Source organism: Mesorhizobium sp. U510, from assembly GCF_059180695.1.
In genome coordinates this window covers 3,869,316-3,894,778 of record NZ_CP180532.1, presented here as the reverse complement: position 1 = coordinate 3,894,778, position 25,463 = coordinate 3,869,316, and the positions used below count along the sequence as shown (strand labels likewise).

General features: G+C 64.5%; 24 protein-coding genes. 5 read left to right on the top strand and 19 right to left on the bottom strand.

Translation table 11 applies throughout. The features are described 5' to 3' along the window. Nucleotide 1 precedes the first annotated feature (1 nt). The 5 genes from waaA to ACLGL5_RS20335 all read right to left on the bottom strand — a co-directional run bounded on the left by waaA (nt 2) and on the right by ACLGL5_RS20335 (nt 4,573). The gene (waaA, locus tag ACLGL5_RS20355) at nt 2–1,318 is read right to left on the bottom strand and encodes a lipid IV(A) 3-deoxy-D-manno-octulosonic acid transferase (protein ID WP_019857494.1); all 1,317 of its coding nucleotides are present in this window, start codon (nt 1,316–1,318) and stop codon (nt 2–4) included. Then, nucleotides 1,315–2,106: a lysophospholipid acyltransferase family protein gene (locus ACLGL5_RS20350; protein WP_069091902.1), complete on the bottom strand. Its 792-nt coding sequence runs from the start codon at nt 2,104–2,106 to the stop codon at nt 1,315–1,317. Before ACLGL5_RS20350 ends, waaA begins: the two co-directional genes overlap by 4 nt. A gap of 5 nt (nt 2,107–2,111) precedes the next feature. Beyond that, on the bottom strand, nt 2,112–2,357 hold the full coding sequence (locus tag ACLGL5_RS20345) for a DUF4170 domain-containing protein (protein WP_019857491.1): 246 nt from the start codon (nt 2,355–2,357) through the stop codon (nt 2,112–2,114). Nucleotides 2,358–2,433: 76 nt separating this feature from the next. Beyond that, nucleotides 2,434–3,243, bottom strand: a complete 810-nt coding sequence (locus ACLGL5_RS20340) for a 3'(2'),5'-bisphosphate nucleotidase CysQ (protein WP_069091901.1) — start codon at nt 3,241–3,243, stop codon at nt 2,434–2,436. After that, on the bottom strand, nt 3,230–4,573 hold the full coding sequence (locus tag ACLGL5_RS20335; protein WP_069091900.1) for a TldD/PmbA family protein: 1,344 nt from the start codon (nt 4,571–4,573) through the stop codon (nt 3,230–3,232). The genes ACLGL5_RS20340 and ACLGL5_RS20335 overlap by 14 nt, the downstream gene beginning before the upstream one ends. Nucleotides 4,574–4,740: 167 nt before the next feature. Here ACLGL5_RS20335 and ACLGL5_RS20330 point away from each other — a divergent pair, with 167 nt between their 5' ends. Next, complete coding sequence (locus ACLGL5_RS20330) at nt 4,741–5,157, top strand: VOC family protein (RefSeq protein WP_069091899.1); 417 nt, start codon at nt 4,741–4,743, stop codon at nt 5,155–5,157. Nucleotides 5,158–5,182: 25 nt separating this feature from the next. Here ACLGL5_RS20330 and epmA read toward each other — a convergent pair whose 3' ends face one another. After that, entirely contained in the window at nt 5,183–6,229 is a 1,047-nt protein-coding gene (gene epmA / locus ACLGL5_RS20325; RefSeq protein WP_069091898.1) for an EF-P lysine aminoacylase EpmA, read from the bottom strand. 129 nt (nt 6,230–6,358) lie between these two features. Here epmA and efp point away from each other — a divergent pair, with 129 nt between their 5' ends. Then, complete coding sequence (gene efp / locus ACLGL5_RS20320; protein WP_010915481.1) at nt 6,359–6,928, top strand: elongation factor P; 570 nt, start codon at nt 6,359–6,361, stop codon at nt 6,926–6,928. Nucleotides 6,929–6,954: 26 nt separating this feature from the next. Here efp and ACLGL5_RS20315 read toward each other — a convergent pair whose 3' ends face one another. Then, a complete protein-coding gene (locus ACLGL5_RS20315) occupies nt 6,955–7,854 on the bottom strand; it encodes an HNH endonuclease (protein WP_069091897.1) in 900 nt (299 codons plus the stop codon). Nucleotides 7,855–8,022: 168 nt separating this feature from the next. Between ACLGL5_RS20315 and ACLGL5_RS20310 the strand changes: the two genes are divergently transcribed. Further along, complete coding sequence (locus tag ACLGL5_RS20310; protein WP_069091896.1) at nt 8,023–8,559, top strand: dihydrofolate reductase family protein; 537 nt, start codon at nt 8,023–8,025, stop codon at nt 8,557–8,559. A gap of 13 nt (nt 8,560–8,572) precedes the next feature. Here ACLGL5_RS20310 and ACLGL5_RS20305 read toward each other — a convergent pair whose 3' ends face one another. The 5 genes from ACLGL5_RS20305 to ACLGL5_RS20285 all read right to left on the bottom strand — a co-directional run bounded on the left by ACLGL5_RS20305 (nt 8,573) and on the right by ACLGL5_RS20285 (nt 15,121). Continuing rightward, complete coding sequence (locus tag ACLGL5_RS20305) at nt 8,573–9,442, bottom strand: patatin-like phospholipase family protein (RefSeq protein WP_069091895.1); 870 nt, start codon at nt 9,440–9,442, stop codon at nt 8,573–8,575. Beyond that, nucleotides 9,439–10,761: a M16 family metallopeptidase gene (locus ACLGL5_RS20300; RefSeq protein ID WP_027046715.1), complete on the bottom strand. Its 1,323-nt coding sequence runs from the start codon at nt 10,759–10,761 to the stop codon at nt 9,439–9,441. Before ACLGL5_RS20300 ends, ACLGL5_RS20305 begins: the two co-directional genes overlap by 4 nt. 200 nt (nt 10,762–10,961) lie before the next feature. Beyond that, nucleotides 10,962–12,350: a M16 family metallopeptidase gene (locus ACLGL5_RS20295; protein ID WP_038646121.1), complete on the bottom strand. Its 1,389-nt coding sequence runs from the start codon at nt 12,348–12,350 to the stop codon at nt 10,962–10,964. Between the two features lie 114 nt (nt 12,351–12,464). Further along, on the bottom strand, nt 12,465–13,019 hold the full coding sequence (gene rsmD / locus ACLGL5_RS20290; protein ID WP_069091894.1) for a 16S rRNA (guanine(966)-N(2))-methyltransferase RsmD: 555 nt from the start codon (nt 13,017–13,019) through the stop codon (nt 12,465–12,467). After that, nucleotides 13,016–15,121: a pseudouridine synthase gene (locus tag ACLGL5_RS20285; RefSeq protein WP_069091893.1), complete on the bottom strand. Its 2,106-nt coding sequence runs from the start codon at nt 15,119–15,121 to the stop codon at nt 13,016–13,018. The genes rsmD and ACLGL5_RS20285 overlap by 4 nt, the downstream gene beginning before the upstream one ends. A 241-nt stretch (nt 15,122–15,362) precedes the next feature. Between ACLGL5_RS20285 and ACLGL5_RS20280 the strand changes: the two genes are divergently transcribed. After that, nucleotides 15,363–15,812, top strand: coding sequence for a nucleoside deaminase (locus ACLGL5_RS20280; protein ID WP_019857481.1), 450 nt, complete (start codon nt 15,363–15,365; stop codon nt 15,810–15,812). Nucleotides 15,813–15,939: 127 nt separating this feature from the next. Here ACLGL5_RS20280 and ACLGL5_RS20275 read toward each other — a convergent pair whose 3' ends face one another. From ACLGL5_RS20275 to ACLGL5_RS20255, 5 genes are all read right to left on the bottom strand, one after another. Beyond that, nucleotides 15,940–16,617: a metal ABC transporter substrate-binding protein gene (locus ACLGL5_RS20275; protein ID WP_027046714.1), complete on the bottom strand. Its 678-nt coding sequence runs from the start codon at nt 16,615–16,617 to the stop codon at nt 15,940–15,942. Nucleotides 16,618–16,840: 223 nt separating this feature from the next. Continuing rightward, on the bottom strand, nt 16,841–19,822 hold the full coding sequence (gene ileS, locus ACLGL5_RS20270) for an isoleucine--tRNA ligase (RefSeq protein ID WP_083246710.1): 2,982 nt from the start codon (nt 19,820–19,822) through the stop codon (nt 16,841–16,843). Between the two features lie 283 nt (nt 19,823–20,105). Then, nucleotides 20,106–20,909: a MipA/OmpV family protein gene (locus ACLGL5_RS20265; protein ID WP_069091891.1), complete on the bottom strand. Its 804-nt coding sequence runs from the start codon at nt 20,907–20,909 to the stop codon at nt 20,106–20,108. A gap of 130 nt (nt 20,910–21,039) precedes the next feature. Beyond that, nucleotides 21,040–21,252, bottom strand: a complete 213-nt coding sequence (locus ACLGL5_RS20260; protein ID WP_069091890.1) for a hypothetical protein — start codon at nt 21,250–21,252, stop codon at nt 21,040–21,042. Between the two features lie 23 nt (nt 21,253–21,275). Continuing rightward, nucleotides 21,276–22,832, bottom strand: coding sequence for an acid phosphatase (locus ACLGL5_RS20255; RefSeq protein WP_245307124.1), 1,557 nt, complete (start codon nt 22,830–22,832; stop codon nt 21,276–21,278). Nucleotides 22,833–22,968: 136 nt separating this feature from the next. Between ACLGL5_RS20255 and ACLGL5_RS20250 the strand changes: the two genes are divergently transcribed. Further along, nucleotides 22,969–23,523: an HdeD family acid-resistance protein gene (locus ACLGL5_RS20250; RefSeq protein WP_069091888.1), complete on the top strand. Its 555-nt coding sequence runs from the start codon at nt 22,969–22,971 to the stop codon at nt 23,521–23,523. Nucleotide 23,524: 1 nt separating this feature from the next. Here the strand turns inward: ACLGL5_RS20250 and ACLGL5_RS20245 are convergent, their stop codons facing one another. Further along, on the bottom strand, nt 23,525–24,505 hold the full coding sequence (locus tag ACLGL5_RS20245) for a bifunctional riboflavin kinase/FAD synthetase (protein ID WP_038652499.1): 981 nt from the start codon (nt 24,503–24,505) through the stop codon (nt 23,525–23,527). Nucleotides 24,506–24,511: 6 nt separating this feature from the next. Then, the gene (locus ACLGL5_RS20240; RefSeq protein WP_069093381.1) at nt 24,512–25,372 is read right to left on the bottom strand and encodes a TIGR01459 family HAD-type hydrolase; all 861 of its coding nucleotides are present in this window, start codon (nt 25,370–25,372) and stop codon (nt 24,512–24,514) included. Between the last annotated feature and the right edge of the window lie 91 nt (nt 25,373–25,463).

Below are 25,463 nucleotides of genomic sequence, written 5' to 3'. Positions count from 1 at the left end.
GCTAGCGCCCGTTGGCGCCCTTCAGGCGCGACTTGACGACCAGCGGCTGGATGTAGGGTTCGAGCGATTTCAGCGTGCGTGCCAGCGCGCCGCGCATCTCGTCCACGGTCGCCACCCCTGCCGCCATCATCTCGTGGCGCGCCACTTCGTTGGTCAAAAGGAAGTTGACGGCGCCGGCCAGCATGTCGCGATCACGCACCAGCTTGGCGCCGCCGCTGTCGATCAGCCGCTGATAGGCCTCGCGGAAATTCTGCACATTGCGGCCCGCCAGAACCGCTGTGTCGAGCATGGCCGGTTCGAGCGGATTCTGCCCGCCCTCGGAGGTCAGCGAGCGGCCGACGAAGGCGATTTCGGTCAACCGCAGATAGAGCCCCATCTCGCCGATCGTGTCGCCGAGCAGGATATCGGTGTCGGGCCCGATACGGTCGCCCTTGCTGCGCCGCGCGACCTTCAGCCCCATGCCGGAAATCTGCGCGGCAAGGCTTTCCGCGCGATCGGGATGGCGCGGAACGACGATCGTCAGCAGGCCGTGGTGACGCTTGTGCAGCGTCGCATGGACTTCCGCCGCGACCACTTCCTCGCCGTCATGGGTCGAGATTGCCGCCCAGGTCGGGCGGCCGCCGATCTGCCGCTGCAAGGAGGCCAATACCCGTTCGTCGACCGGCGGCGGGTTGGTGTCGACCTTGAGGTTGCCGGAAACGGTGACCGGCCGGGCGCCAAGCGCGCGAAAACGCTCGCCGTCGACATCGGACTGGGCAACGACATGGGCGAGATTCTCGAACAGCGCCTCGGCGATGTTGGCGCGTTTCTTCCACGAAGTGAAAGAGCGGTCGGACAGCCTGCCATTGACCAGTACCTGCGGCACGTGGCGCGCGCCAAGCTCGAGGATGGTCATCGGCCAGATCTCGGATTCAGCGATAATCGCCAGGTCCGGCTGCCAGTGATCGAGAAACCGGCTGACCGCCGGCTTAAGATCCAGCGGCACATATTGGTGGATGATGCGGTCGCCGAGCCGTTCGTCGGCGACCTGGGCCGATGTCACCGTGCCGGTTGTCAGCACGATGTTGACGCCGTAGTCGAGAATGCTTTCGACCAGCGGCACCACGGCTATGGTCTCGCCGACGCTCGCGGCATGGATCCAGATCACGGGCCCTTCGGGACGCGGGCGGCCGGCGACGCCGTAGCGCTCGCGGCGACGGTGGCGGTCTTCCTTGCCACGCGAGGTGCGCCAGGCGACATAGGGCCCGACCAGCGGATAGGCTGCGGCACCGGCGAAACGGTATGCCGTCAGCATGGCGCGCGCCCAGCGACCGCTCATCGCCGGCCATCCACGAGACGGTAGGCCTCGGCCGTCGCGGCATTGAGAGCGGTGGTGATTTCCTGGCGCTTGCGCTCCATTTCGGCGTCATCGGCGTCGGCCGCGACAAAGATCGGCGCGCCGATGGTCACGGCGGAACGGCCGAAAGGCAGGTTGATGGTGGTCTTGTCCCAGCTCTTTTGCAGCACCTTGCGACGGCTGGTGGCGATGGCGACAGGCAGCAGCGGCCGGCCAGAGAGGCGCGCCAGGAGAACGATACCGAGCCCTGCGTCGCGCGGCGTGCCATGCGGAATGTCTGCGATCATGGCGACGTTCTTGCCGGCGGTGAGCGACTTTTTGAGGGCAATCAAGGCCTTGGCCCCACCCTTGTCGAGATGCCGGGCATTGTCGCGCCCACCGGAACCGCGCACCGCCTCGATGCCGAATTTCTCCAGCATCAGCGCATTGAGCTCGGCATCGGCGCTGCGCGACACCATGGCGACCAGCGGCTTGCGCTTGGGGTAGTAGGCCGGCGTCAAAAGATGCTGGCCGTGCCACAGGGCGATGATGCCTGGCTCGAATTCGGCATAGGCGCCGCCCGAAAAGCGCGCCGAACCGGCGACCAGGGGACTGGTCAGGCGAACCAGGCGGACGAACTGTGCGAGCAGGCTGGCAATGGCGTTCTTGACGAATCGCGACTGCGCGAGCGGCTCGCGCACCTTGCGCCAGAACGTCTTGGTCGCGCGGCTGCCGCCCCTGCCAGTCGGCGCGGCGTCGCTGGCTGGCCCTTTCGCCAGGTCATGCTCCATCGAAGTCAACCGGCAGCCTTGTTGTCGGGGTCCAGCAGACGGTGCAGATGAACGACGAAATAACGCATATGGGCATTGTCCACGCTGGCTTGCGCCTTGGCCTTCCACGCCGTGTGCGCGGATTGATAATCGGGATAGATACCGACAATGTCGAGCCCGTCGAGATCGCGGAATTCGGTGGTCCCAAGCTTCTTCAGTTCGCCGCCGAACACCAGATGCAAAAGCTGTTTCTTCCCGTCTTCCGCGGTCATGTCGGTCCTTCACATATTGTGAGTTTGTGACAGGTCTAGACCAAAGCCGCCGACTTTGGAACCTGCGAATGTGCTTTCACGCGTCCAGCCCGGCGATGACATCGACGAGCACCGCCAGCAACTCACCGCTGCCGGCCGCGAGCGCGCCGTGGCGGGTCACCTCGCCGGCATAGAGCGGCGCGCGGCCATGCGGGTCGAGCAACTGGCCGCCGGCCTCGCGCAGGATCAGATCGGCGGCGGCGATGTCCCAGTCATGCGCATTCGGCTTGACGAAGGTGGCGTCGAGCGTGCCGTTGGCGATCATCGCCAGGCGATAGGCAAGCGAGGGGCTGTAGGGCGCCCGTACCAGCCGCTTCTGCCAGCCGGCCGGCATCAGGTCGATCAGCTGCTTCACCCCTGAAATCTCGGCCTTGTCGCCAAGCGTACGCACGCCGATGCGCTTGCCGTTGCGGAATGCGCCCTGGCCGGGCAGCGCCCAGTAGGTCTCGTCCATTGCCGGGCATTCGAGCACGCCGGCAAGCGTGCGGCCCTCTTCGACCACGGCAACGCTGACGCACCAAGTGCGCTGTCCCTCGAGGAAGCCGCGCGTGCCGTCGATCGGATCGACGACGAAGGTGCGGCGTGCTGAAAGCCGCGCCGGATCGTCGACTGTCTCTTCCGACAGCCAGCCATAATCCGGCCGCGCCGCCAGCAGCGTGCCGCGCAGATAGGCGTCCGCTGCATGATCGGCTTCGCTGACCGGCGAGGTGCCGCCCTTCATCCAGACCTGTGGGCTGTTGCCGAAGTACTGCATGGCGATCAGGCCCGCCTCGCGGGCGGCATCGCGCAACAGCGGCAGATCCCCAATGGTGCCGGAGGGGGCAGCGGTCAGTTCAGGCTCCGGCAAGGGTCATGCCTTCGATCAGGAGCGTCGGCGCGGCGGTGCCGAAATTGCGGTCGAGGTCATTGGCCGGCACCATGTTGAGGAACATCGTCTTCAGGTTCGAGGCAATGGTGACTTCGGCGACCGGATAGGCCAGTTCACCGTTCTCGATCCAGAAACCGGAAGCGCCACGGCTGTATTCGCCGGTCACCATGTCGACGCCCTGGCCGAACACTTCGGTGACGTAGAAGCCGCTCTTGAGCGACTTGATCAAATCCTCCGGCGAGCGTTCGCCCGGCTCGATGGCGAGATTGGTGGAGGACGGCGAGACGGAAGAGCCGCTGCGTGAGCCGCGGCCGTTGGTGATCAATCCCAGTTCCCGCGCCGCCGAGGTCGACAGGAACCAGTGGTTGAGCACGCCCTTTTCGACCATGAGAAGCTTCTCGCCCTCGACGCCCTCGCCATCGAACGGGCGCGAGGCCTGGCCACGCGGCCTGAGCGGCTCGTCTGTGACGGTGATGGCCGATGCGGCCACCTGCTTGCCCATCATGTCGCGCAGGAACGAGGTCTTGCGCGCAACGGACGCGCCGTTGATGGCGCCGGCAAGATGGCCGGCGATGCCACGCGCCACGCGCGGGTCGAACACCACGTCGACCGGCCCGGTCGTCGCCTTGCGCGCGCCGATGCGGCGCACGGCGCGTTCCCCGGCCTTGCGGCCGATATCTTCCGGCGCGTCGAGATCGGCAAAATGCTGGCGCGAGGAAAATTCATAGTCGCGCTCCATGCCGGTGCCCTCGCCGGCGATGACGCTGGCCGAGCGCGAGAAGCGCGAGCCGACATAGTGGCCGATGAAGCCGTGCGAGGTGGCCAGCACGATACCGCCCAGCCCGGCACTGGCGCCGCTGCCGGCCGAATTGGTCACGCCCTTGACGGCAAGTGCCGCCGCTTCGGCCGCAAGGGCTGCTTCCTTCAACTGGTCGGCCGACACTTCGGTGGCGTCGAACAGGTCGAGATCGCGCATTTGCCTCGCCAGCAGCGCCGGATCGGCCAGACCCTGATTGGGATCCTCGGGCGAGACCTTCGCCATGGCAACGGCGCGCTCGGCCAGTGCGCGCGGGTCGGATGCGGCAGTGGCCGAGACGCTCGCCACTTTCTGGCCGACGAAGACGCGCAGCGAGACATCCTCGGCCTCCGACGATTCGGTGGCCTCGACCTTGCCGAGCCGTACCGACACGCCGGTGGAGCGGCCGCGCACGGCAACCGCATCGGCGGCATCGGCGCCGGCCTTCTTGGCGGCCTCGACCAGCGACGCGACGCGGTCGGTCAGTTTTTTAGCGTCTGATGTATCGGCCATGCCTGTGATCCTGCTTGTCGCGGCCAGCTTGCGGCCGCGCCCCCCATCTATTGTTCCGGTCCGGCTTGTGCAATGGCACAGGCTTCAATCAAAATGCATCGCCACATGGTTCCCGTCGCGAACCCTGTGACGCAAAATCAGCCCGCAGCCCGCACGGAGCATCCTTCATGACGCCTTTCCATCTCGCCTTCCCGGTCCGTGATCTCGATGAAACCCGCACTTTCTATGGCGAAGTGCTGGGCTGCGCGATCGGCCGCTCGTCGGCGACCTGGGTGGACTTCGATCTTTACGGCCATCAGATGTCGGCGCATCTGCGGCCGCAGGCCGCGCAAGCCGCCAGCGACGGCAAGGTCGACGGCATTCTGGTGCCGATCCCGCATTTCGGCGCCGTGCTGCTGATGGACGACTGGCGGCGCCTGGCGACCGGGCTGGAAGCGCGCGACGACATAGACTGGCTGGAACGGCCAATGGTCCGCTTCAAGGGCGAGCCCGGCGAACAGGCGACCCTGTTCATCCGCGACCCCTCCGGCAACGCCCTGGAATTCAAGGGTTTTCGCTCGCTGGAGCAGGTTTTCGCGCACTGAGGTTGGGCACTACGCTGCCTGTGGCTCAAGAGCCGGCGACCGGCGTCCAGATCACGTCCTCTACTTTCTGGGCGCCGGTGGCCAGCATCGCCAGGCGGTCGAAGCCGAGGGCGATGCCGCTGGCCTGCGGCATGATGGCAAGGGCGGCGAGAAAATCCTCGTCCAGCGGATAACGCTCGCCATAGATGCGCTCTTTCTCGTCCATTTCGAGGATGAAGCGACGTCGCTGCTCCTCGGCATCGGTCAGTTCGCCGAAGCCGTTGGCGAGTTCGACGCCGCAGCAATAGAGCTCGAAGCGCTCGGCGACGCGCGGGTCGCGCGGGCTCGGCCGGGCAAGCGCCGCCTCGGCGACCGGGTATTCGCACAGGATGGTGGCGCGGCCGAGGCCGAGATTAGGCTCGATCTTTTCCACCATCACGCGGCTGAACAGGTCGGCCCAGCTGTCGTCGGGCGCCGTGCGCAGGCCGGCCTTGGTCAAGGCGGCGTACAGCGCGTCCCGGTCGGTGCCGACATCGGCGGCGACAGTGGCCAGGAGATCGATGCCGGCGTGGCGAGAAAAGGCGTCCGCCACCGTCAGCCGTTCCGGCTCGGCGAACGGATCGCAGTCGCGGCCCCGGAAGGAAAGGCGCGCCGCCCCTGCCCGCGTCGCGGCCAGCGCCAGCAGATCGGCGCAATCGCGCATCAGGCTCTCATAGGTCTCGCCCACCCGGTACCATTCGAGCATGGTGAATTCGGGATGATGCAAGGGGCCGCGCTCGCGGTTGCGGTAGACCGGACCGAGGCTGAAAATGCGCTGTTCACCTGCGGCGAGCAGCTTCTTGCAGGCGAATTCCGGCGAGGTGTGGAGATAAAGCGGCGCACGCGCGCCGTCCGGCCCGACCGCTTCCGTGGCGAAAGCCGCCAGATGCGCCTCATTGCCGGGCGAGACCTGCAGCGCCGCCGTTTCCACCTCGATGAAATCGTTGCGGGCAAACCAGTCGCGCAGAGCGGCCGTGAGGCCGTTGCGCAGCATCAGGCGCGGGCGCCGGTCGGCGTGAACGTCAGGCGTCCACCAGGGCGAAGCGGCGGTCATGGGCGATTTGAAGGCGTGCGGGCGCGCGCCATGTCAGTTTGCAGTGAGGGCTGGCGGTTCGCGCCAAGATGCGCTACCAGCGCCGCACAAGCCGGCAAACGCCCACTAACTCTCGCAGGATTTAAAACCGTGGTGAAAGTCATCGCCAGTTCGCTCCGCAAAGGCAATGTCGTCGACAAGGACGGCAAGCTTTATGTGATCCTCTTTGCCGAAAACATCCACCCAGGCAAGGGCACGCCCGTGACACAGCTCGACATGCGCCGCATCGGCGACGGGGTGAAGGTTTCGGAGCGCTACCGCACCACCGAGCAGGTGGAGCGCGCCTATGTCGAGGAGCGCGAGCACACCTTCCTCTACGCCGACGGCGAAGGCTTCCACTTCATGAACCCGGAAACCTACGACCAGGTGGCGGTGAGCGAAGCCGTGGTCGGCGACGCAGCACCCTATCTACAGGAAGGCATGCCTGTGCAGGTCTCGCAGTTCAACGGCATCGCGATTTCCCTGGTCCTGCCGCAGCGCGCCACCTTCGAAGTGGTCGAAACCGAGCCGACGACCAAGGGCCAGACGGCATCGTCCTCCTACAAGCCCGCCGTGCTTTCGAATGGCGTGCGCACCGCAGTGCCGCCGCATATCGCGCCGGGTACCCGCGTGGTGGTGATGACGGCGGATGGGTCCTATGTGGAGCGAGCGAAGGACTGAGGGTTACTCGGCGCGTCAGCGAAGCACTACTGCTTGAAGCAATGCTCGCGGTGCCATTGCAAGAAATGAGGATGCGGGCGTTCGAGCGGCCGGCGAGGCGGAAGCGCACGGCGGGTCTTGTTCACGAACCCTTGCACGCTCTCGAGGTCATTGACCTGCCGCGAGATCAGGATTTCCAGATCGTCGGAGAGGCTGATCAATCCGCGATCGAACATCCAATGCGCAGTACCTGATAATGCGAGCCCATTGTTGACGACATCGGGCCCGTTCGCTTCGACGGGTCGAATATGTGCCGCGGCAACTTCTGCCCGACCACCGCCATTTATCAACTTCAGTCCCGTGATCGCGCAGCGCTCATCATAAGCGCGCAAGACGATGCGACGGAAAATGCGGTCTCGCACGATTCGCGATCCAATGTAGCTTATGCGGTCGCGGCTGTGCTCGAACTGGAATGGCGCTTCTTCATCCTGAAACCCGGATGAAATGCCGATTTCATCGACGTGTGGCAGCAACGGCTCGCGGGTGTCAACGCCGAGATCGAGGATGCGGTTGAAGTCGCTCGGACTGATCGGCCGGACGGCCGATTGAGCGCGACCAGAAATCCGTCCTTGTTCGTTAAGCAAACCTCGCTCAACTAGCCCGTCCATCCCGTTGAATGGGACGGGATCGGCAAAATCGAGGTATGATCCCGGCTCAATCAGCGCGAGATACATGCCGGACGCCACAGGATCAGGGATAACCTGTTGGACTTTGGCGAGGGCGAAATAGCCACGGGTATCGTCTACTTTGCTAGGTTCATAGTAGATGATCCAATCGCCGACGCATGCTTCCACACGGCGTAGATACTGGCTGGGGAACTGATATCGCTCAGCAGGGCTGTCATCGTAGATCGAATCTGAGCGATGGATGAAGACCCCGAATCCCATGATCTTCCTGTAGCTTTGGGGATATCCGCTGAGATGTATCACCAAAATTCGACTTTGGACTCTCGTTTAGACCAGAGAAACACCTTCACCGACAAACCACCCCGATTTTTTCAGAGCCTGTAGCAAACGCCCCATGTGGTTCGTCCTTTGGGCGAAGAGGAGAACGCCATGAGAAAACTCATCGTCACCGAATTCATCAGCGTCGACGGCATTGCCGAGGTCGAGAAATTGCCTGGCGTTACCTGGAATGACGAGATGAACAGGTTCAAGGAGGATGAACTTGCCGACAGCGGCGCCATGCTTTTGGGGCGCACGACCTATGAGATCTTTGCCGGTTCATGGCCCAAGGAAACCGGGGATTTTGCCGACCGGTTCAACGCGCTGCCGAAATACGTCGCCTCCACGAGTTTGAAGGCGCTCGACTGGAAACCGGCCGAATTGCTCACAGGCTCGTTACCGGAAGCGGTGAGGACGCTGAAGCAAGGCAGCGGCGGCAACATCTATGTGCATGGCAGCCTCAGCGTCGCGCAGGAATTGCTGCGCCACGGGCTGGTCGACCGCGTCAGGCTGCTCAGCTATCCCGGCGCCGTCGGCCAGGGCAAGCCGCTGTTCCCGCCGGGCGAACAAGTGCCGCTCGAGCTGATCTTGGCCACGCCGTTCAGCAACGGCGTTGTTGCGTTGGAGTATGCGCCGGCGAAGTCTTAGCCGGCCTCACCACTCACCCGGCCTTCTTCCCTCGCCTCCGCTTGATGGCGGCGCCATTGCGCGCCTCCACCACCCGCTCCACCTCGCGCTTCAGCTGATCCTTGATGTCAGCCGTCTCGTTCATCAGCGCATCGATCTTCAGGAAATCCAGCACGCGGTATTTCGACACCGCCGGGCGGACCAGAATGTCGGGGCGGCACTGTTTCAGCTTGTTGGCGATAATCGACTGCATCATCAGCTGCGTGGCGCCGAACATCAGGTCGACGGAGGTGGGGTGCTTGCGGTCGGCCTCTTCCGGCGCACCGACCACGTCGACGCCGATGATGATGTCGGCGTCGTTCTCGATGAGATCGAAGGGCACGGGGTTGTAGATGCCGCCGTCGATCAGCAGCCTGCCGTCGCGCGTCACCGGGCGGAACACGGCGGGAATGGCGGCAGAGGCTGCAAGCGCGGAATGCAGGTCGCCTTCGTCGAACACGGCGAGCTTGTGGCCGAAATAGTCCGTCGCGGTCACCTTCAGCGGGATTTTCAGTTCGGCGAAAGTTTCGGGAATGGCCTCGGGCAGGAATGCCTTGAGGATACGCTCGACATTGAACTGGCTGACCCGGATGCCATTCTGCATGGCCTCCGCGATGGTGCCTGGCCGCGCGCGCCACATGCGGCTCGCCACTTCGGCGCGGCGGCCGAGTATCGAGCGGGCATAGTCGTGGATCTCTTTGCCGGTCATGCCCGCGGCCATGCCGGCGCCCATGATGGCGCCGATCGACGAGCCGGCGATCGCCACCGGCTTGATGCCGAGCTCGTCCAGCGCCTCGATGACATGGATATGCGCCAGGCCGCGCGCGCCGCCGCCGCCGAAGGCTATGCCGAATGTCGGGCTCATCCCTTGCCGGCTCCGGCCAGCGGCGGCCCGACCACCATGATGGTCGGGTCGGCCGTCAGCAGCTTTTTCGCCGCCGCCTTGACCTGGTCGAGGGTCACCGCGTTGATGTAGCCGGCGCGACGCTGCATGTAGTCGATGCCGAGATCGTCGAGCTGCAATTCGACCAGCGTCGCGGCGATGGAACTCGAAGAGTCCAGATTGGTGATGGCATAGGCGCCGATGAGATATTTCTTGGTCGCCGCCAGTTCAGCTTCGGTCGGGCCTTCCTCAGCCAACTGCCTGGCGACGTCGCGCACGATGCCGAGCGTCTCGGACGCGCGGTCCGAACGCGTGCCGGTGGTGACGATCAGCGCGTTGGCATGGTCCTGGTTGACCAGCGAGGAATTGACGCTGTAGGCCAGCCCGCGCTTTTCGCGCACCTCCTCGAACAGGCGCGAGGTGAAGGTGCCGCCGCCCAGGATCTCGTTCATCAGCACGGCGGGGAAGAAATCGGCCGACTTGCGCTTCACGCCCGGCCAGGCGAGCTGCAGCGAGGTCTGCGGCAGGTCGTAATTGACCTCGACGCGCTGCGCCAGCTTCGGCTCGACATCGGAGACCGGGGCGAGCGCCTGGTCCTTCGGCAGATCGCCGAACACCATGTCCAGCTTCTTCTTCAGCGTCTCGGCATCGATGGCGCCGACCACGGCGACATGCAGGCCGCCGCGCGCGAACACCGCCTTGTGCAGGGCCTTCAGATCGTCCTTGGTGATGGCGGCGATGCTCTGCCTTGTGCCTTGGTCGGAGCGCGAATAGGGATGGTCGCCATAGACGGCGCGCGCCCATTTGTTCTGCGCCACCGTGTCGGGATCATTCTCGTTGGCGATGATGCCGGACAGGATCTGGGCGCGGATGCGGTCGATCGGCGCCTGGTCGAAGCGCGGCTCGTTGACCGCCAGCCGCAACAGGTCGAAGGCCTCGTCGCGCTGCTCGGCCAGCATGCGCATGGAGCCATAGACGCCGTCGCGGGTCTCCTCGAAGCTCATCTCGGCGCCGGCATCGTCGAGCCTGACCTGGAAGGCTTCCGAATCGAGGGATCCGGCGCCCTCGTCGAACAGGCCGGTCATCAGATTGGCCAAGCCCTCCTTGCCCACCGGATCCTGCGTCGAGCCGCCGCCGAAGACGAAACGGACGGCGACGATCGGTACGGAATAGTCCTCAACCAGCCATGCGGTGATGCCTTTTGGGGAGGTGACCTGCTGGATATCCATCGCGCGCGCGGCAAGCGCGGGCAGGATCAGGAAAAGGATGGAAAGGAAGAGGGTTGCGAGGGCGGTGGCCACGCGCGGTCTTCCCTTCTCCCCTTGTGGGAGAAGGTGGCCTCGCGAAGCGAGGTCAGATGAGGGGTGTTCCAGCTTGGCAAGGACGGCGATCCGGCACGCACCCCTCCTCCGTCTCGGCGCTGCGCGCCGATCCACCTTCTCCCACAAGGGGAGAAGGGAAGGCGCCGTCACCGCCTCGCGCATATGTGTCGAGTTCATCATCAATTCCCCGCCTGTTGCTGCGGCAAGAGATAGCCTGATGTCGAGCGGGCCAGCACCAGATAGCGCGCGGCGACGGCCTTGACCTCGTCCGCAGTGACCTTGCGGATGCGGTCCGGCCATTGCTGAACATCCTGCACGTTGCCGCCGGTGGCCAGCGTCGAGCCATAGATTTCGGCCATGGAGTCCTGCTTGTCGCGGGCAAAGACCATCGACCTGATATAGCGGTCCTTGGCCTTTTCCAGCTCATCCGGCGTGACGCCGCCGCTGGCGATGCGCGCCACCTCCGCATCGACCGCGGCCTCGACGTCGGCCAGCTTGGCGTCGCCGCGCGGCGCGCCATAGACGGTGAAATTGGTGTCGTCGAGCATGGTGCCCTGGAAATACGCGCCGGCATTGGAAGCGATGCCTTGCTTGACCACCAGCGCCTGGTAGAGCCGGCTGCGGTTGCCGCCGCCGAGGATCTCGGCCAAGAGGTCGAGCGCCTCGGCCTCGCCCGGCTTGGCGGTGTGGTAGGACGGCACCACCCATTGCGTCGAGAAACTCGGCACGCTGACGCGGGCGTCGGTGAGCGTGACCGTGCGCTTGGTGTTCTGCTCCGGCTCGACCGGGCGGATGCGCGGCGGCAGGTCCGGCCCGCGCGCCACCTTGCCATAGGTCTTTTCGGCCAACGCCTTGACCGTCTCCGGCTCGACATCGCCGGCCACGATCAGGACGGCGTTGTTGGGCCGGTAGTATTTGTCATAGAAAGCGACGGCGTCGGTGCGGTTGAGCTGCTCCATCTCCTGCATCCAGCCGATGACCGGAATGCGATAGGGCTGGTTCTGCCACAGCGTGGCATCGACTTCCTCGTCGAGCACCGCCTGCGGATTGTTGTCGATGCGCGAGCGGCGCTCTTCCAGGATGACGTCGCGCTCGGTCTTGATGACGTCGTCGGTGAGGATGAGGTTGCGCATGCGGTCGGCCTCGAAACCCATCATCTGCTCAAGCGCCGAGGGCGCCACCGTCTCGTGGAAAGCGGTGTAGTCGTAGGAGGTGAAGGCGTTGTTGGAGCCGCCAATGTCGGAGACGGCGCGGTCGAACTCGCCGGAGGCGTGATTTGTCGTCGCCTTGAACATCAGATGCTCGAAGAAATGGGCGATGCCGGATTTGCCGGGCGGCTCGTCGGCGCTGCCGATCTTGTACCAGACCATATGGGTGACGATCGGCGCGCGATGGTCGGGAATGACGACCACCTCCATGCCGTTATCGAGCAGGAAATCCGTCACCTTGAATTCGGCCGGCGTCTTGTCGGGCGACGCGCTGCTGTCGGCCAGCACGGGGCCGGTGAGCGTGAAGGCCAGCGAGGTTGCCAGCAGTGTCGTCCGCAGCCATTCAGCCCTGGATGTCATCAATGGCTCCGGTTTTCTCTTCAAGACGATAGGCAAGGTGCTGGCGACAAGCAAAGTGATTTGTTGTTGCCGGCAAAGGCGGCGGCAAAGAGGCCACCGCTCGATGCAGGCGTGTCACGCAGCCTCGATGAAGCGGATGATGGTCTCGCCATAGTTGCGCTCGTCCAGCACCGAAAAGCCGGGACCCGGCTCGAAGGGAGCCGCCGCCGTCTCCTCGACCACGCAGAGCGCGCCGGGGCGCAGCCAGCCGCCGGCTCTGGCAGACTGCAGCGCGCGCTCGCCCAGCCCCTTGCCGTAGGGCGGGTCGGCGAAGACCAGGCCGAACGGCGCCAGCGTGCCCGCCTCGCCAAGGCCGGTGGCGTCGCGGCGAAAGATCTTGGTGCGTCCGGTCAGGCCGAAGGCCTCGACATTGTCGCGGATCAGGCCGCGGCCTTCGGCCGATTCCTCGATGAAAACGCCATAGGATGCGCCGCGCGACAGCGCTTCCAGACCAAGCGCCCCGGTGCCGGCGAACAGGTCCAGGACGCGCGCGCCGTCCAGCTTTTCGGCAAAGCGATGCGCCAGCACGTTGAAGACGGCCTCGCGGGTGCGGTCGGTCGTCGGACGGATGGCGCTGCCGCGGGGCGTCGCCAGTGGACGCCCACGAAACTCACCGCCGACGATCCTCATCTTGTGCGGGGACCCTTGGGACCGCCACGCGGCCGTTCACCGCCAGCCGGACGCTCGCCACGCGGCTTGCCGAACGGCTTTGCGCCGCCTGGTTTGCCAGCGGGCTTGCCATAGGACGGCTTGAACGAGGCCTTGCGCGCCTTGGCCTCCGCCGCCTTGGCGGCGTCGGCTTCCGCCCTGCCCTTGCCGATCGGCCGGGCCCCTGGCGCCATCCAGACATTGGCCTTGCGCTGGCCGGGCGGCTCTATCGGCCGCTGCTCGCGCTCGGATTTCTTGCCGCCAAAACCGCCACGAGGCTTGTCGCCGAAGCCACCGCGCGGTTTGTCGCCGAAACTGCCACGTGGCTTGTCGCCAAAGCCGCCGCGTTCGGGCCGGGACCCGCGTTCGCCAAAGCTCTTTTCCGGCCTCTCGCCTCTGTCGGGACTGGTCGACAGCTTGCCGAGCGCCTCGTCGCGGCTGCCTTCGCGGCGCTTGCGGTTCTTGATCAACCCGCCCTCGCCGATCGGCCGGCGCTCGCCGTCGCGCGTGAATTTCGGCCGCTCGGGTTCCGGCTCGCGAACTTCAGTGCGCCGCACCGGCTTGTTGGAGAACGGTTTTGCTATCTCTGCGTCGAAATTGGCGCCGGACTCCTCCACCAGGCGCTCGCCAAGCTGGTCGCGCAGCACGCGGCCCTTGATCTCCAGCACATGGCCCTCGGGAAGATCCTCGAGCTGGAACGGCCCATAGGAAATGCGGATCAGCCGAGTCACGTCGAGACCGAGCGCGCCGAGGATGTTCTTCACTTCGCGGTTCTTGCCTTCGCGCAGGCCGATCGTCAGCCAGGCATTGGAGCCCTGCTCGCGGTCGAGGCTGGCTTCGATGGCACCGTAGAAGACGCCATCGACGGCAATGCCTTCGCGCAGACCGGTAAGCGCGCTTTCCTCGACCTTGCCGTGGACGCGCACGCGGTAGCGGCGCAGCCAGCCTGTGGCCGGCAGTTCGAGCACGCGCGACAGGCCGCCATCATTGGTCAGCAGCAGCAGGCCTTCGGTGTTGATGTCGAGGCGGCCAATGGTCATCAGCCGCGGCAATTCGGCCGGCAGCACGTCGAAAACGGTCTTGCGGCCTTCGGGGTCACGGTTGGTGGTGACGACGCCGGCCGGCTTGTGGAACAGGAACAGGCGCGTGCGTTCGATCGGCGGGATCTCCATGCCGTCGAGATGGATGATATCGCCAGGCATCACATTGAAGGCCGGCGAAGTCAGAGCGCGGCCGTTGACCTTGACGCGGCCGGCGGCGATCAATTCCTCGGCGTCGCGGCGCGAAGCAAGCCCAGCGCGTGCCAGCCGCTTGGCGATGCGCTCGCCGGCCTCTTCCGTGGCCTCCGCGGGACGCGGGCGCGGCTTGAAGCCGGCCGATGCCCCTTGGGGCCGATCGCTGAAATCACGCTTGGGGCGGTCACCGCCAAAGTCGCGCTTGGGGCGGTCGGCAAAGTCACGCTTCGGGCGATCGCCGAAATCACGCTTGGGACGGTCGAAACGCTTTTCGCCGCCCTCCGCCGATGCGGCAACCGGACGATCGCCGCGCGGCGCATATGGCTTGCGCGGCCCTTCGCGCTTCTCGTAGGGCTTGCGCTCGCCTTCAGCCGCCATGGGACGGTCGCCGCGCGGCGCATAGGGTTTGCGCGGGCCTTCGCGCTTCTCATACGGCTTGCGCTCGCCCTCAGCCGCCATGGGCCGGTCGCCGCGCGGCGCATAGGGTTTGCGCGATCCTTCGCGCTTTTCATAGGGCTTGCGTTCGCCTTCGGCCGCCGTCGGACGGTCGCCGCGCGGCGCATAGGGTTTGCGCGGTCCTTCGCGCTTCTCGTAGGGCTTGCGCTCGCCCTCAGCCGCCGTCGGTCGATCGCCACGCGGTGCGTAAGGCTTGCGTGGGCCTTTGCTGAATGGCTTGTCGCCGCCCTTGAAGTCGCGCTTCGGCCGTTCGCCCTCGGCGGCCATCGGCCGATCGCCGCGCGGCGCATAGGGTTTCTTGGCGCCGAAGGATGGCTTCCTGTCGCCTCGCGGAGCCGCAGGTTTCTTGCCCGGGCCTTTTTGGCGCGGAGATTTCTTGTCGTTGTCGTCCATGTGGCCTTTGTCCGTTTGCGCTGCTACAGCGTGGCGCATCCTTTCGGGCGCGCAACGAACGCTGTAGCACTTTGATTTGGCGCATGATCTTTTCCGAAAATCGAGTCCGATTTTCGGGTTGATGCGCTCCATAACAGGATCGCGGGAGTTTGTCAGGGAAAAGTGGGAACCGGTTTTCCCGGGAAGACAAACGAAAACCAAAAGCCAGGAGTGGCGAGGAGATAATCGGAATGGAAACCGCGTGAAGCGGCCGGATTTCATGGCGCTGGCGCTTGAGGAGGCCGAAGCGGCAGCCTTGCGCGGCGAAGTGCCGGTCGGCGCCGTCGTCGCCAACGGCAGCACCGTCGTTGCAAAAGCCGGCAACCGCACCCGCGAGCTTGCCGACCCGACTGCGCATGCCGAGATGCTGGTCATCCGCGAAGCCTGCGGCAAACTCTCAAGCGAGCGGCTCACCGGCCACGATCTCTATGTGACGCTGGAACCTTGTGCCATGTGCGCCGGCGCAATCGCCTTCGCCAGGCTACGCCGTCTCTACTTCGGCGCCGCCGACGAAAAGGGCGGTGCGGTGGTCAATGGCGTGCGCTTCTTCGCCTCGCCGACCTGCCACCACACGCCCGACATCTATCCGGGTATGGGCGAGACCGAGGCTGCCCTGCTGCTAAAGGATTTTTTCAAGGAACGTCGCGACTGAACCGCGCCGTTCCGCCCGAAAGGGCAGCGTGGCCGTTCTCAGGCTCTTTGTCTTGACGCAACTCCGTAGTGAAAGCGCTACGCGCTTTTCCCGGGAAAACCGCTTCACACTTTTCCTGGAATTGCTCTTACAGGGACGGCAACCAGTCGAACCAGCCGGACTTCTTGCCTTCCGCCTCTTTCTTCAGGCGGCGTTCCTTCTTGTATTCGTCCTCGCCGAGTTCGTTCTGCGGCGCGGTGCCGGCCGCGACACGATAGGCCAATGGCGGCTCGCTCAGATATCTGCGGGTATTGGGGTCGCCCTGCTTGCTCGCGGCAAGACGACGCTGGATCTCGGCGGCGCGGCCCTTGTCGGAATCAGCGGGTGTCCAGGCCGGCGGGTGGCTGGAGCCTGAATCCGCCATCGCCTTCTTGACCGAGGCCGGATCGGTCTGCACATCGTCGACGATCTCAGCCTGATAGTTCGGATCATTCTGGTGGGCGGTGGCGTCGGCGCGCAGGCGCGCGCGGCGCTGCTCGGGCGATTCGGGCCATTCGGCGCTTGCCGTCTCGATGCTTTCCTGAGGCGCAGGCAGCGCTTCCTTCTGTCCGGGAGCGGGCTTCACCAAGGTGGGGCGTGGCTTGTAGTCGATCGGATCCTTGCGCTTCGGCGCGAAGGAAACGGCGCCGGTGAGATCGCCGGCCAGCTGTTCGGCAGCGGTCTTGTCGGTGCCATAGGTCGGAGAACCCATGCAGCCGGATAGAGCGAGGCCCGATGCGACAAGCGGCGCCAGCAGCGCAAGGCGCGCCTTATATCTCTCGGTCATGCCAAAAAGTCCCACTCTAGACAGCCTCTCGATCGCCACCAGTCTTGTGACCGGTCCCCATCGTCCAAGCACTTGCGACGGAAATCCGGCGACAATTTGTCTTCCGGAGTTTCGCGTGTTTACCTCAACCGCTCGTTAAGGGCAACGCACGGGCGGATTTGCACCGCCCGGCGTGGCATTTGTGCACTATTGATCGCGCGGCAAAGTTTCGGGCGACATGCACCTAGAGCCGGCCGAGCGCCTTCAGCTCATGCAGCACGGCGGCATCACGCGCGGAGACATCGGGAAAGGCAGGATCCTGCCCGACATCGGCCGTGTAGCGCCAGGAACGCGCGCATTTGACCAGGCCGCGGTCCTCGGCTTTCTCGACCACCACGGCGACGCCCTTGACATCGTCGAGGGTGAAGGCGCCTTCCGGCGCCTGGCCATGGGCAATGACGAGATCGCTGGTGATCGCCATCTCGGCCATGTCGATGTCCGATATCGCCGCTTCGAGCGCTGCGTCGTTGATGGTGACGACCGGCACCGCTTCCAGTGAGGAGCCGATCACCTTCTGGGCACGCGCGATCTCGAGCGCGCCGGTGACGACGCGGCGCACCTGCCGCACCTTGCGCCACTTTTCCGCCAGCGCCTCATTCTTCCAATCCGCCGGAATTTCCGGGAACTGGTCGAGATGCACCGAAACGGCATCGGGATGACGGTCGAGCCAGGCCTCTTCCATGGTGAAGGGCAGCATCGGCGCCAGCCATTTCACCAGGCAGTCGAAAAGATTGCGCACCACCTGCACCGAGGCCTTGCGCTTCACGCTTGACGGTCCGTCGCAGTAGAGCGCGTCCTTGCGGATGTCGAAATAGAAGGCCGACAGCTCGACCACCATGAAATCGATGAGCGCGCGGGTGATGCGCTTGAACTCGAAGGCGTCGTAGCCCTGGCGCACCACGTCGTCGAGTTCGGCCAGCCGATGCAGCATCAGCCGCTCAAGCTCCGGCATCGCTTCCAGCGGCACGGTCTCGCCATCGTCATGGGCGAGCGTGCCCAGCATCCAGCGAATGGTGTTGCGCAGCTTGCGGTAGGCGTCGATATTGGTCTGCAGCACGTTCTTGCCGAGCCGCTGGTCTTCCCAATAATCCGTCGTCACCACCCATAGGCGCAATATGTCGGCGCCCGACTGCTTGATGACGTCCTGCGGCACCACCGTGTTGCCGAGCGATTTCGACATCTTGCGTCCGTCCTCGTCCATGGTGAAGCCATGGGTGACGACGGTGTCATAAGGCGCCCTGCCCCTGGTGCCGCAGCTTTCGAGCAGCGAAGAGTGGAACCAGCCGCGATGCTGGTCGGACCCTTCGAGATAGACGTCGGCCGGCCATTTCAGGTCAGGGCGATCCTCCAGCGTGAAAACATGCGTCGAGCCCGAATCGAACCAGACGTCGAGGATGTCCATCACCTGCTTCCATTTGGACGCATCGTGATTACCGAGGAAGCGTTCCTTGGCGCCGGCGGCGAACCAGGCGTCGGCGCCCTCTTCCTCGAAGGCGTCCATGATGCGCTGGTTGACCGCCGCGTCCTTCAGAACGTTGCCGTCCTCATCGGCGAAGACGGCGATCGGCACGCCCCAGGCGCGCTGGCGCGACAGCACCCAGTCGGGGCGCTCCTCGATCATGGCGCGGATGCGGTTCTGGCCCGCAGCCGGCACGAAGCGCGTGTCGTCGATGGCCTTCAAGGCGCGGCTGCGCAGTGTCGTGCCGTCGCCGAGGTCCTTGTCCATGTAGACGAACCATTGCGGCGTGTTGCGGAAAATCACCGGCTTCTTCGACCGCCAGGAATGCGGGTAGCTGTGCTTCAGGCGGCCGCGCGCGAAGAGCGCGTTGCGCTTGATCAGCTCGTCGATCACGGCCTGGTTGGCGTTGCCCTTCTTGCCATTGTCGTCGATGACACGCGCGGCCCCGCCCTCGCGATCCGGGCCGAAGCCTGGCGCGTCCCTGGTGAAGAAGCCGGCATCGTCGACAGTAAAGGGGATCACGGTGTCGATGCCACGAGTGCGCAGTTGGGGTGCGGCGTCCATCCAGGCGTCAAAATCCTCGCGCCCATGGCCAGGCGCGGTGTGGACGAAGCCGGTGCCGGCATCGTCGGTCACATGATCGCCCGCAACCATCGGCACCGGGAACTCGTAACCGCCGCCGAGACCCTTGAACGGGTGTGAAAGCACAAGATTTCCAAGCTGTTCGGCGCTGACATCGTGAAGGCGCTTCAAGGTGACCTTGGCCTTGGCCTGGCTTTCCTCGGCCAGCGCGTCGGCGAAGATCAGCTTCTCACCCGGCTGCGGGCCAAAGGCATTCTCGGCCGCCGTCACCTCATAGAGCCCGTAGGCGACGCGCGGCGAATAGCTGACGGCGCGGTTGCCCGGGATGGTCCAGGGCGTCGTGGTCCAGATGACGACATGGGCGTCCAGCAGATCCAGCGACCGTCCGCTCAGGTCTGGATTGAGCTCCGCCGGCTGCCCGTCCACGACATTGGCGACGACAAGATTGGCCACCGGAAACTTCGCCCAGATCGTGTCTGACTCATAGTCCTGATACTCGATCTCGGCTTCGGCCAATGCGGTGCGCTCGACGACGCTCCACATCACCGGCTTCGAGCCGCGATAAAGCTGGCCCGACAGGGCGAATTTCAACAGTTCGCCGGCGATGCGCGCCTCGGCATGGAAAGCCATCGTCGTATAGGGATTCTTGAAGTCGCCGATGACGCCAAGCCGCTGGAACTCGCCACCCTGCACCGTGATCCAGTGCGCGGCGAACTCACGGCATTCCTTGCGGAATTCGTTGACCGGCACCTCGTCCTTGTTCTTGCCCTTGGCGCGGTACTGCTCCTCTATCTTCCACTCGATCGGCAGGCCGTGGCAGTCCCAGCCAGGCACGTAGTTCGAATCATAGCCGCGCATCTGGAAAGAGCGGGTGATGACGTCCTTTAGGATCTTGTTCAGCGCATGGCCGATGTGGATATTGCCGTTGGCGTAGGGCGGGCCGTCATGCAGCACATATTTCGTGCGGCCGGCGGCACTCTCACGCAGCTTGGCGTAGAGGTCCATGTCCTGCCAGCGCTTGACCAGCACCGGCTCCTTCTCAGGCAGGCCGGCGCGCATCGGGAAATCCGTCTGCGGCAAATAAAGCGTCTTGGAATAGTCGATCGTTTCAACAGTGTCGGTCATTGATCTGCCATCTGCGTAGCCCGTCGGCACAAAGCCGGGCGTTGAAGTCTTTGATTGACGCACATCGTTCCCAAAACCGGACCCACTTTTGGGCGATATGCGTCGATGTTCTGAAAAAGCGCGAGGGCGCGCGCGAAACTCCCGGCGGTTCCGGCGGCGCTCAGGCCACCTGGAACACCGGGCCAGTAATTCGTATCGCGATCGCGAAAAGGCGCGAAAAGCTCATCATGGCGTGGCTTTTAGCGGAGATGGACGCAGGAATAAAGCGTCTCGTTCGATTCGCCTACATCTTGAAGTCGAAGCGATAGGTGGTCGACACACCGACCATGAACTGGTTGCGGTCGCCGCGCTCCCTGACCAGGCTGGAATCGGCTGCCGGCCCCTCCAGGCGCGAATATTCGCCGAACAGGCTGGCTGTCATCGGATCGGTTACCTTCCAGGTCACCGCGCCGCCCAGGCCGACGGATTTCAGGCCGCCACCGGGATTATACTGGCTCAGGCCCGAGGCCACGGCTTCCTGCGCGTTGACGCCATAATAGGCGTCGAAATAGTTCGCCGAAGCAAAGGACACGCGCGGGCCGCCCGAAATCCTGACCGTTGGCGTCACATCGTAAAAGGCGTCGGCGGCGATATCGGCGACAAAGCCGTTATGGGCACGGATGCCATGACGCAATTCGGCGCGCGCGCGCATCCAGTCCGTCGGATAGAATTCGAAGAAGCCGCCGACTTCGCCACCCCAGCGCACCGGATCGAGTCCCTCGAGTTCGTCGTCGCTGCTGCGCGAAAACAGGAACTTGCCGGTCAGGCCGGCGCGGACTCCGCCATCATCGACCAGCGCCAGCGAAATATTATCATTGCGCGAGGTGAAGCGAGCCTGGGGACCGGCCTTGCCCAGGGAGATGATGGGCTGGGCGCTGAGCATGTATTCCTTGCCGCCCTCGAAATTCGGCGCGACCATGCCCGTGGCGCCAACCGTCAGGTACCAGTCGCCGGACAGCCAGCCGAAGGGGCCGTCGCCGGCCTCGGCCGCGGAAGCGCCCAGCAAGGAGGCCGTCAGAAGCAGCGGAATCGCTCGGACAATACGCATCGATACCCCATACGCGAAACACGCCGGAACAAACACCCGGCATCGCTCAAGCCATGGCGCCAGTTCGGTAAAATTTGACTTAACATCCGTAACAGTTGCGTCGGCCAACCGTGTGTCCGGCCGCGCCGGATCAGACGCGGCGCGGCGCGGTCGGCAGGTCCAGCAGCCCTCTCACGGCCTTGCTGCCCTTGCCGGCAATGCGGGCCGATCCGTCGTCACCCACCTCCACCGTTGCACCGTTGGCAAAGCTTAGCGACCAGCCGTCGCCCTCGGCGTTACGGCGGCGGTCGGTAAGCTCGATGCCGGCAGCGGTGACAAGGGCGACGATCCCGTCAGCGTTCATCGTTTTCCTACCGACACGGGCCTTCACTTGAGGTCGAGCCCGGCGGTAAGATCGCCGAGCGGCGGTTCGCCATGCGCGGCGACGGCCCTGTCGCGAACCACGATGCCGTGCAGCACCGGCAGTTCGAAGCGCTCGGTGATGAAGCGCAGGATCGAAGTCGTGTCATAGGGCGTCTGATCGACATAGCCGTGCTTGGCGAAGGGCGAAACGATGATGGCGGGGACGCGTGTGCCCGGCCCCCAGCGGTCGCCCTTGGGCGGAGGGACGTGATCCCAGATGCCGCCATTCTCGTCATAGGTGACGACGACCAGCATATGCGGCCATTGCGGGCTTTTCTCCAGATGGGCGACGACGTCGGCGATATGGCGATCTCCGGCCTCGATGTCGGCATAGCCGGAATGCTCGTTGAGATTGCCCTGCGGCTTGTAGAAGGAGACCTGTGGCAGGGCGCCGTCGTCGATCGCCTGGATGAAGCTAACGCCGCCCAGCCCACCGTCGCGCAAATGTTCGCGCCTGGCTTCGGTGCCCGGCGCGTAATTGGCATAATAGTTGAACGGTTGATGGTGGTACTGGAAATTCGGAACCGGCGACTTGTTGCCATGGTCGAGCGTGTACTGCCAGGCGCCCGAATACCATGCCCAGGTGATGTGCTTGAGGCTAAGCATGTCGCCGATGGTCGGCTCCGTCTGGGGCGGCAGCGTGGTGGGCTTGGCCGGATCCGCAAGGAGCGGATCGCCGCCAGGCGCCGGATCGGTGCCGCTCGGTTGGTACGGCGGCTGCATCGTGTTCACCGCATGGAAGTCCGGCGTCAGATTGCCATCGGAGACAAATTTCGGAATGCCGTCGCGCGCCGATTTCGGCGAATTGTCGGCGATCTTCAGCGCTGTGCCGCTATCATCCGTCACCGAAATCGACGGTTTGGCCGGGCTCTTGTCGGCATCGGCGTAGTAAGGCGCACAAGCGCAGATCAGCCATTGGTGGTTGAAAAACGAGCCGCCGAACCCACCCATGAAGAAATGATCGGCCAGCACGTATTTCTGCGCGACCGCCCACATGTCGGTCTTGGAGGCGTCCCAGTTGCTCATCGGCATGGCGCCTGAATCGGCCCAGGCAACGAACATGTCGTTCTTGCCGCCGTCGATCTGCATCTGGTTCTGGTAGTAGCGATGCCAGAGATCGTGCGTTGTGACGCTGAGCGGAACGTTGAAACCCTTCGCGTCGTTCACGGTGAACGGCGCGTTTGGAAGGTGCTCGGTCATCGCCTGCGTCACCGGCGGCGTGACGCCCTTGGCGGTCAGCCCGTCCCACACCGGCGGCAGTTCGGACAGCACCGAGCCGTCACGGTCGCGCTGCTGCAGGCTTTCCTGGCTGGCTTTGTCGATGCCTTCGGCACCGGGAAAATGGCCATAGAGATTGTCGAAGGCGCGGTTCTCGGCGAAGATGACGACCACCGTTTCTATCTTGGTGATGCCATCCGGCGGATCGCCGGGCTGCGCTGCGAATGCGGGAGCCGCATTGGCAGCGAACAGGGCGAAAGTTGAGGAAAACAGGGCGAGCCCATGGGATCGCTTCATTGTCATACCTCCCTGATGCAAAGCGGGATGACACCAGCTTCGCCGCGCCTTTGCAATAGCCACCGCGCTGGACGGGTAGTGCCATTGGGATTACCTTCCTTCAACCGCAGGATGCGCGGCCATATGTGGAGGGAAATGGATCATGACCTTGCACCGCGATACACTGAAGAACGCGATCGGCCAGACGCGGGAAAAGTGGGGGTGGTTTGTTGGTCTGGGCGTGGTGCTGCTGATCCTCGGCGGCATTGCTTTCGGCAATCTGTTCATCGCCACAGTTGCTTCCGTCTATGTCGTCGGCTGGCTGATGCTGGTGGCCGGCATCATCGAGATCATGCATGCTTTCGGGGTCAAGACCTGGGGCCGCTTCTTCTACTGGCTGCTCAGCGGGCTGCTTTATGCGGTCGCCGGATTTTTCGCTTTCGACAATCCGCTGCTGGCCTCGGCGGTGCTGACCTTCCTGCTGGCCGTTGCGCTCGTCGCTTCCGGCGCGCTGCGGGCCTGGGTCGGCTACAGCCACCGTCCGGAACAGGGCTGGGGCTGGATCGTCGCGGCAGGCCTCATCAGCGTGCTTGCCGGCCTGATCATCGCCATGGGGTGGCCGGTCAACAGCCTGTGGGTGCTCGGACTGTTCCTGGCGATCGACCTGATCTTCCAGGGCTGGACCTTCATCGCGGTCGGCCTGGCGTTGAAAAAGTAAGTCAGAAGGCAATCGCCGCGTCGAGCTGCGAAAGCGGCTTGACGCCGGCAAGCAGCGCCCGGGCCTCGGCTTCATCGCGCTTCATCTGCACCACCAATGCATCGAGGCCGTCGAATTTGATCTCGCTGCGCAGGAAGCCGAAGAACGAGACCTCGCAGGTCTCGCCGTAGAGATCGCCGGAAAAATCGAAGACAAAGGTTTCCAGAAGCGGTGCGCCGTTGTCGTCAACGGTCGGGCGGCGGCCGAAGCTGGCGACGCCGTCATGCAGCGTGCCGTCGGCGCGGCGGAAGCGGACGGCATAAATCCCTTCCTTCAGAGTCGCTTCCGGTGAAAGCCTCATGTTGGCGGTGGGAAAGCCCAGCGTGCGGCCGAGCTGCTGCCCGCCGATCACTTCGGCCTCGACCGTGAACCGATAACCCAGCAGACCGGCGGCCTCGACTACCTCGCCATCGCAGAGCAGGGCCCGGATCCGGCTCGACGAAACTACCTCGGCGCCCTCGTCGCGAAAAGCGTCGACGAGCGTGACGCCAAAGCCATGGCGCTCGCCGGCTGCCATCAGATAGGCCGGTCCGCCCTGGCGGTCCTTGCCGAAATGGAAATCGAAGCCGGTCACGGCGTGGGTGATGCCGAGCGTCCTCTCCAGTACGTCGGTGACGAAGGCTTCCGCCGACAGCGCCGCGAAGTCGCGCGTGAACGGCTGCTCGACGAGCGCGGCAAAACCCAGCAAGGACAAGAGCCGCGCCTTCATCGGCGGCGGCGTCAGCACGAACAGCGGCATGTCGGGTCTGAAGACCTTTCGCGGGTGCGGTTCGAAGCTCAGCACCAGGGCCGGCACTTCGCGCCGCACAGCCTCGGCCAGCGCCCGTTCGAGCACCGCCTGATGACCACGGTGGACGCCATCGAAATTGCCGATCGCGACAACGCCGTCACGCAGATCGGCAGGCAGCGGCGCGGTCGCGGTGAGATGCTGGAAGCCTACCATTGCCACCTACTGCAGTCTGACCATGACGGCCACGGGACGATAGCCGTGCCGCTCCAGAAAGAGCCCGAGCTTGGCCGGATCCGGCCGGGATGCATCGCCATAGTCGCGGGCATGGATGCCGCCGGAAACATAGAGAACGTCGAAACCATTGTCGGCCGCCCCCTTCACATCGGTCATCACCCCATCGCCGATGGCCAATACCCGAGAGCGCTCGACCGGCCGGCCAAGCACCTCCGCCACCTCCTTCATCGCAAGATCGTAGATCGGCGCGTAGGGCTTTCCGGCGATCAACGTGCGGCCGCCAAGCTGGGCATAGTCGCGCGCCAGCGCGCCGGCGCACCAGATGATGCGTTCGCCACGCTCCACCATGATATCGGGATTGGCGCAGATGAATGGCAGGTTCCTGGCACGCAACCGGCGCAGAAGGTCGGCATAATCCTCAGGCTTCTCGACCTCGTCATCGAACAGGCCGGTGCACACGACGCCGGCGGCCTCGAATTCCTCGACGAGGTCGACATCGAGGCCGTCATAGAGCGTCAGATCGCGGTCGGCGCCGATATGGAAGATCTTGCGTGGGCCTTCCGCGATCAGGTCGCGGGTCACGTCGCCCGAGGTCACCACACGGTCGTACGCCGACGGCGGAACGCCGATCGCACTCATCTGAGCCACGACATCGGCGCTGCGGCGGGGCGAATTGGTGATGAGAACAACGGGAATGCCGGCTGCCCTTGCCCTGGCCAGCGCCACCGCAGCTGCCGGGAAATGCCATTCGCCATTGTGCACCACGCCCCAGACATCGCAAAGAATTGCCGAATAGGCTTTTGAGACGTCTTCAAGCGAGCCGACGATGTCAGGCGAATCCGCCATGCCGTTTCCTTCGATATGAGCGTTGCGAGTGCGGCGGCCGACGGTTCGCCGCAGCGGGTTCGAATTATCCGAACCGATCCGTGCTGTCATC